We start from the raw sequence: 7,200 nt of genomic DNA, 5'->3' as shown, positions 1-7,200 counted from the left end.
AGAATATATTTGTAAACTTCAATCAGTAATTTCTTCGAATTCTGTAAACCTATTTCAGTATAAGACACTTTGTATTTGACTTGGGATTGCTTCGAGACTCTTACGGATCTCCTTCGGAACTTGTTCGGATCTCGTTCGGATCTCGTTCGGTTCCGACCGAACGAGATCCGAACAAGATCCCTATCAGATCCATAACAATTCCTTTAGAGTATCGAAGCAATATCAAGCTTAAGTCAAGTTAATACCGAAGCAAATATTTATTTGATTCCATGCCGAATTCTCAAATTACTACTGTTTATCTATGTTTAACATTTATAAATCTATTGGTACACTTTTATCCAGTCTACCTCCATTTTTACAGGAAGTTGCTTCTGATTCACCTCTCCTACCCATTTACCTCCTAATTGCTGATCTATAATGAGAAAAAACGGTTGATCATAGGGCCATTGTGAGGAATCTGCATCCTTCAATTTAGGGTATGTAAATGTTGTTTTTCCATCTAATTGGAATACAAGTTTGTCAGGATACCAACTTACGGCGAAGACATGGTATTCATCCGGATTAAAAGTAGCCGTACCACCATGTGGAGGATTTGATTTCTGACCTTTATTGACGGTGTAGTCGGAATGTGTGGTTTGGTAAATGATCTTATCAAAGTTGAGGTGTTCCATGATATCTATTTCACCACTTTTCGGCCATTTACCATATTTATCAAATTCGGAGAGCATCCACATAGCTGGCCAAGCACCTTGAGCAGATCCTAGTTTAGCACGAATCTCTACACGTCCATATTGAAAGGCAAATTTATGTTTGGACCAAATTCCACCCGTAATGAACGGACGTGGATCGCGGTTCCTATCCGGATTATTAATGCCCAAGAGATGAATTTTTCCATCTTTCATTTCAAAGCATTCATCGACTGTACTCATATGCCGGTTCCAATCAGAAGGACCAACAGGTACCCTACTCCACTTGTTAGTGTCTAATGTTTGTCCATTAAAATCATCCTCCCATACGAGTTTCCAAGTTTTCTGTTCTCGGTTTTCTTTTTGGAGAAGAATATAGGGCTTGTCTTTCATTTTTTGGTTGACAGCACAAGAGCTCAAGCAAAGCAGACCAAGGCCTAGCATTAAAGGAGTTAGTTTTTGCATGGTAGTTTTGGTTATAGGTTGAATTTGTTGGCAATCTACATTTATTCCTGTGTTTTTCCAAGTTAGATTAAGCTTCCATAAACAGTCAGTTTGGGTCATATTCAAGCAATATGAACTGTAATATTCTTAAAAACTGTATATTTAGCGTAACGAAAGAATTAGTAATCAAACAGAATGGAAGAAAACAAAGCCTTACCCACATTATCCGCAGAAGAAATTCGAGTGTTAGGTTCTCTGTTAGAGAAATCTAAAACCACCCCCGAATATTATCCCATGACTTTAAATGGTTTGCAGACAGCCTGTAATCAGAAAAGCTCTCGGAAACCGGTTGTGAATTACGACGAGTCAACGATAATAAACACCTTGGATAGTCTACGGAAGAAAGGATTGGTTTCGACAGTTGTTGGAGGAGGTAGTCGAGTGACAAAGTATAAGCATAATTTGGCTATTCAATTCCCATTATTACCGCAGGAGTTGGCAGCGATGTGTTTATTGTTTTTGCGCGGTCCATTAACTGCTGGTGAGATAAACAGTAATTCAGGAAGGTTATACGAGTTTGAAACCTTGGATGAGGTACAAGAATTGTTGCAAAAATTGAGTGGAGACGAGCCAGCCTATGTACGGCAGTTAGCGAAACGTCCAGGTCAAAAAGAAGCACGATTTGTTCATTTATTTAGCCCTTTTGATGAAGAAGCTTATGAAGAGCAAGGCGCTTCAGAAAATGAAGCTCCAAGCGGCAAATACGCGCAATTGGAAGAACGAGTTCAACAATTAGAAACACAGTTAAGCACTTTACAAGCAGCTTTTGACAAGTTGATGGCTGAACTATCTTAATACAATAGCATGAAGAAAATAAGCATCTTAATATGTCTCCTACTTGCAGGATACTTTATTCAGGCTCAGGAAATAAAAGAGTTGGCGAAAGGTCCTAAAAGTAGTTTTCGAGGGATGGATTCTTATAAGGATCGGGTAGTATGGGTTTCAGGTAGTTCCGGCTGGATTGGCTTATCCAAAAACTCTGGAGATACTTGGGAATGGTTTCAGCCGAAAGGATATGAAAAATTTGATTTCCGAGATATTGTAGCCTTCAGTGCCAAGGAGGCATTAGCCGTATCAGCGGGAAGTCCAGCGGTGATTATTAAAACCAAAGATGCTGGTAAAACCTGGACAGAAGTTTATCGAAATGATGATGCAGATATCTTTTTAGATGCTGTTGATTTTTCTGGTAAACAGGGTTATATCCTTGGTGACCCAATGGATGGTAAATTTCAATTATTGAAGAGTACGAATAAGGGAAATTCCTGGCAAGATGTGAGTGAAGAGATCATACTATTGGCAGACGAAGGTGAAGCTGCTTTTGCGGCAAGTGGAAGCTCTATTCAAATAATAGGTGATTGGCTATACATAGGAACAGGTGGACGTGTTTCGAGTTTAATGAAACGCAATAAAAAGGAATCAAAATTGGACGTGGTAGATGTACCTATCTGGACAGGACAAGCAGGTACAGGGATCTTTTCTATAGATTTTTTGAACCAACGAGAAGGTGTAGTTGTGGGTGGAAATTATATGGATGATAAGAACAACAGCAATAATGTACTCTTAACCAAAAATGGCGGATTATCTTGGGTGAAACCCGAGGTGCCAGTTGGTGGTTACCGTTCTTGTGTAAAATACATTAGCCCAACGATGTTGGTAGCAACAGGAACTTCTGGAACAGATATATCAATAGATGGCGGAAATACATGGAAGACGATTTCCTCAGCTAGCTATAATGTCATAAGCCTTAGCAAAAAAGGAAAACGTGTTTTGCTGGCTAATTCTTCTGGAGGTATCGGTTATTTCGACATCCCTTAATAAGCTAACTTGATCAAACAGTAAAACTGAGAATTACTGTTTGATCAAGTTTATATTAGCGTGCTCTGAAATAATCTCTTCAATGATTTCAAAATAGGTTTGCCCCTCTCCTGCCTTTAATAGCTCAATTTTCTTTTGTATTCCAGCAGCATCAAAATGTTCAGGATCTTCTAATTTCTCTGCATAAAAACCCAAGGTAAAATCATATCCTAAGGCCGCCTTGTTCTCCTCAAAGTTTGTCCATATAAGGTCTACAGCTTCATTCTCTTGTAAAGCACCAAATCCTCCGTATAGCAGATCATCAAAAGCATCTAGACTTTCGCCTAATTGCCAAGATTCATCTTGCATAAATTTGGCATTTATCTCGGCATATAGCGAAGTTTTATCGAAGATTTTAGTACCATCAATGGTAATTTCCTTTTTCATTCCGCTAAAATACGTAATTGAAAAGAGGCTTCAAGGCAAAATATGGAAGCTTTTTAATCCTTAAGTTAGGTCTGCTGATGTAAGACACTGATAACCTGGCAATCTGTACAAATCTCGATGTATTCGGTCCCTTCTAACCCTTCTAAAATAGTAGACAATGGTACAGAACCTAAAAGCTTCATTTTCTGTTGGCAATCTGGGCATTCGTCGTATTGAAAATCTTGAATCCAATAAGCATGTCCTCCTAAATGAGCCATCTCTTCTTCACCACAAGGGTAATAGGTCGATTTAGCCGTTGGGGAAAGGACATATTGGTGATCTGCTAATTCTTTTAATTGTTCCTCTGTCAGGTAATTCTCATCGCCATATGGTTCAATTAGCTCCATGCTACTTTCACCATTTAACTGATAGCGTATGAGGGTCTTGTCACTTAAGGAGCAACAGTTGGGACAAGTTGGAATAGAAATTATACCCGGAAGATTTAAGAATGCCAAACGAGGGTCTGTTCCATCAATCGTCATCAGGTTCATTAAATTACATTGGCAATTGGGACATTTTTCCTCCAAGAGCTGTCCTAATTTTGTACTTTGATTTGCAGACTCATCTTCTATAAACACATAACATGTTGGGTAAATCAATTGGATTCTATTCTTTTCCTGATCAAAGGTCCAACCACCCTGTTCGGCATATCGAGCAGGACCGACATACAGGTTCTTACGCCAAGGAAGCGGATGTTGCTCCAATTCATAAAAAACATTCAACACAGCATCTGAGGGTACTTGCGATAGACAACTTAAAATTTGACTTGGATATTTTGTATCGGGATCTAATAATGTTGCTATAAGTTTCTCCTGAAGATCATCATCGCTGTCTTTATAAATTGCGGGAGGATAAAAGATATTTTTCTCAAAAGCTGCACGGGCAATTTCTAAGGTATTGATATCCCGATAAGCCACTAAGGAATTGAAATTCTTAAAAACCTCTCCCCATTTATCCATTTCATCTAAATTTTGAAGAATATCTTCCTGCATTAGTTGCAATTCTTCTTCATTTAGACTTTCAATTGTTAATCGAAATTCTCTTTGTTTACAATAGTAACACAAACCCTCAAAAAACTTAATACGATTACAATTGGGGCAAGGAATTGCTTCTTTATTATGAATCATAACTAAAGCGTCAAAAATTAATTATATAGCCAGTTTTAATGTTTCTCCATCTAAAAAATGTCCTTTGGATTTACTAATCAATATATGTTGATCTTGTGTATAACCCAAAGTTTCCCCATCTTGGAAAGAAACGTCGTTGTTAATGATATAGGAACAAATGTTCAATAGAAAGGTATGTATATTCTCCAACGAATCTGAAGCATGTAAAACTTCTATTTCCATCTTGTTAAATTCCTTAAGTCCATAGGTATACATACTATTTCCCTCTTCAGTAGATTGCACTCCAAAATAAACCCATAAAGGAACTGGCGTGTTTCCTTCCTTGATATAGGACTCAAAAGCGAGGTATTGATCTTTGGGAAATAATAGTGTTTGACTTCCTTGATAAATGCCAAATGCATTTCCATGGTTCAAGATGCTCATAAGAATCTTAGTCTGTAGTATGAAACGACTAAGGGTGCTATTGTTACTACTCATCACGGAAACGATAGCATGACCATCAACTTTTTGCACTTCTGAAAGCGCATTCGGCCAATTGTAAGCATAATAGGCGGTATTTTCAATTTCATCAGCGGGAATAGGGAATGACATAAATGCGATAGCCACCATTTCTCCCTCAATTGTCAATACTGCCGAATCATCATTGCCATCTACCTTCGAGATAGTTAATCCCCAATCGCTTTGGAGGCCTGATACTAAATTTTCTAGTTGGTACCGATTGCCCTTGGTAAAGATAGGCATCGATAAGAGCACATTTGAATCCTCTTGATTCAGTTTTGGTTTTTGGTTTTCCTCGTCTTTTTTAAAAAAATCAAATAGTCCCATATAGCGTTTATAATTTAGTTGTATTGCGTAATTTAATAACGTAATTAATGAAAAACAATTACCTTGTTTCTAATTTTTTAGCTCAAATTATTCGATTTGGTGCTTCTAAATAGATAGTAATTAAAACCTAAGACAAATTTGGGTGTAAAATTTTCCTCAAAATATGATTTGAATCATAAGATTAACGGATGTTTAATAAACGGTTAATATTGGGGTAATAGATAAACACTAGATTTGGGTACTCTATTAATCAATTCAACAATAGCTCCTTCACTTCTGGTAATGTGGAGGAGATTTTTTTTGGAGTTTGTGTAACCCCAAATTCTGAGGTTTCTTTATTTTCTTTTTCCTTCTTATTTCCTTCTCTAAAAAATACGCATAAATATTTACTGTTGTGTAACCCCTGTAACCGTAGAACTCTTTAACATATCTGACTTTTGCATTAATAATTAAACAAAATCAGGTATGTATAAAAGATTTATATTACTAATTATAATCATTTCATCCTTTACAGCGGAATCAAGGGCACAGCAGCCATTAAACTTGTCGGATGCAATTATGCAGATGAAACTAAACAACAGTCAGCTTCGCGTTCAACAAATGGAAGTTGATTTATCTAATGCGGAACTGGAAGGGACAAAATCTGGATTTCTTCCAAAGGTATCCCTAAGTCATACTGCCTTTTTCACAAGTGATCCACTGAATGCTTTTGGATTTAAGCTGCAACAACAGGCTGTAACCATGGAAGATTTCAATCCGGTGTTATTAAACAATCCGGATGATATGACCCACTTCAATAGCAAATTAGCAGTACAACAGCCAATATTAAATTTTGATGTATATGCAGCTAGAAGGGCTTTAAGGGAAAAAATTAAAGCCAACCAATACCAAAAACAATTTGCTGAGGATATGCTTGTAGTGGAAATTCAGAAAGCATATAGCAACCTACAATTTCTATATGAGGCTAAAAAAGCCGTTGAAAAAGGACAAGCTGCCTATCAAGAGGTTTTGCGAAACACCAAGAATATGGAGCAACAAGGTTATGCAAAAGCGTCGGATGTTCTTTTGGTGCAAGTTGGATTATCGGAGGTTCAAAACAAGGGAATCGACATTGATAATAATATATCTAATCTGTCCGATTACCTCAATTGGTTAATGGGTAAGCCTTCAAAAGAAATTTACATACCTACTGAAACTTTGGTCCAAAAAAGCTTGCCTAATGAACAACAGGTGTTTTCCCAAGATCGTGCAGATATTAAAGCTATGCGTTCAGGCCTTGAGGCTCAATGGCAGATGGTTGATATGAATAAGAAAAAACTCCTTCCAAGAATCAATGCTTTTGGCGAGTATAATTTCAATGACAAAAATATAGTAGGATTTGGTTCAAATGCATATTTAGCTGGGATTTCTTTATCGTGGGATCTGTTTAATGGCAATGAAACGAACAACAAAATTAAACAAAGCAAGATTTCTTATGCTAAATCAGAATCTGAGTTTCAGGTTTATGTGGAGAAAAATGAGCTAGAATTGCAAAAAGCAAAACGAGAATTAACAGCTAATCAGGCTAAAATCACCTTAAATGCGACTGCGTATCAGCAATCAGTCGAATCTTTAAGAATCATAGAGAACCGTTACGGTCAAGGGCTAGAGAAAACGGCAGACCTATTGGTTGCTCAGGCAAAAACCATTGAAAAACAAGTGGCCTTACTAGAGGCCATAAAAGACTATAATCTTTCTATTATACAAATCAATTTTTTAACTCAACGTTCGAATTAACA

7 protein-coding genes are annotated in these 7,200 nt (G+C 37.1%); 3 read left to right on the top strand and 4 right to left on the bottom strand.

The features are described from left to right. Positions 1-320 precede the first annotated feature (320 nt). Positions 321-1,151: a glycoside hydrolase family 16 protein gene (locus ABD676_RS08895; RefSeq protein WP_344674309.1), complete on the bottom strand. Its 831-nt coding sequence runs from the start codon at positions 1,149-1,151 to the stop codon at positions 321-323. A gap of 174 nt (positions 1,152-1,325) precedes the next feature. Between ABD676_RS08895 and ABD676_RS08890 the strand changes: the two genes are divergently transcribed. Further along, a complete protein-coding gene (locus ABD676_RS08890) occupies positions 1,326-1,985 on the top strand; it encodes a YceH family protein (protein WP_344674308.1) in 660 nt (219 codons plus the stop codon). A 9-nt stretch (positions 1,986-1,994) separates the two neighbouring features. Further along, positions 1,995-3,005 (top strand): WD40/YVTN/BNR-like repeat-containing protein, encoded by a 1,011-nt coding sequence (locus ABD676_RS08885; RefSeq protein WP_344674307.1) that lies wholly within the window; start codon positions 1,995-1,997, stop codon positions 3,003-3,005. 33 nt (positions 3,006-3,038) lie between these two features. Here the strand turns inward: ABD676_RS08885 and ABD676_RS08880 are convergent, their stop codons facing one another. From ABD676_RS08880 to ABD676_RS08870, 3 genes are all read right to left on the bottom strand, one after another. Further along, the gene (locus tag ABD676_RS08880; RefSeq protein ID WP_344674306.1) at positions 3,039-3,431 is read right to left on the bottom strand and encodes a barstar family protein; all 393 of its coding nucleotides are present in this window, start codon (positions 3,429-3,431) and stop codon (positions 3,039-3,041) included. Between the two features lie 65 nt (positions 3,432-3,496). Continuing rightward, positions 3,497-4,462 carry a hypothetical protein gene (locus ABD676_RS08875; protein ID WP_344674305.1) on the bottom strand — a complete coding sequence of 322 codons (966 nt, stop codon included), beginning with the start codon at positions 4,460-4,462 and terminating at the stop codon, positions 3,497-3,499. Positions 4,463-4,618: 156 nt separating this feature from the next. Beyond that, on the bottom strand, positions 4,619-5,422 hold the full coding sequence (locus ABD676_RS08870) for a DUF4261 domain-containing protein (protein WP_344674304.1): 804 nt from the start codon (positions 5,420-5,422) through the stop codon (positions 4,619-4,621). A gap of 465 nt (positions 5,423-5,887) precedes the next feature. On the opposite strand from ABD676_RS08870, the gene ABD676_RS08865 reads away from it, so the two are divergent. Then, on the top strand, positions 5,888-7,198 hold the full coding sequence (locus ABD676_RS08865; protein ID WP_344674303.1) for a TolC family protein: 1,311 nt from the start codon (positions 5,888-5,890) through the stop codon (positions 7,196-7,198). Positions 7,199-7,200 lie beyond the last annotated feature (2 nt).

Origin of the sequence: Sphingobacterium kyonggiense, assembly GCF_039536825.1 — a bacterium.
Lineage (GTDB): Bacteria > Bacteroidota > Bacteroidia > Sphingobacteriales > Sphingobacteriaceae > Sphingobacterium > Sphingobacterium kyonggiense.
Note: the sequence above shows the minus strand (reverse complement) of the source record. Positions and strands in the feature narration are given on the sequence as shown.

Coding starts and splice junctions, on each gene's coding strand:
- ABD676_RS08880 (WP_344674306.1), bottom strand. CDS start 3,431: ATGAAAAAGGAAATTACCATTGATGGTACTAAAATCTTCGATAAAACT.
- ABD676_RS08875 (WP_344674305.1), bottom strand. CDS start 4,462: ATGCAGGAAGATATTCTTCAAAATTTAGATGAAATGGATAAATGGGGA.
- ABD676_RS08890 (WP_344674308.1), top strand. CDS start 1,326: ATGGAAGAAAACAAAGCCTTACCCACATTATCCGCAGAAGAAATTCGA.
- ABD676_RS08870 (WP_344674304.1), bottom strand. CDS start 5,422: ATGGGACTATTTGATTTTTTTAAAAAAGACGAGGAAAACCAAAAACCA.
- ABD676_RS08895 (WP_344674309.1), bottom strand. CDS start 1,151: ATGCAAAAACTAACTCCTTTAATGCTAGGCCTTGGTCTGCTTTGCTTG.
- ABD676_RS08885 (WP_344674307.1), top strand. CDS start 1,995: ATGAAGAAAATAAGCATCTTAATATGTCTCCTACTTGCAGGATACTTT.
- ABD676_RS08865 (WP_344674303.1), top strand. CDS start 5,888: ATGTATAAAAGATTTATATTACTAATTATAATCATTTCATCCTTTACA.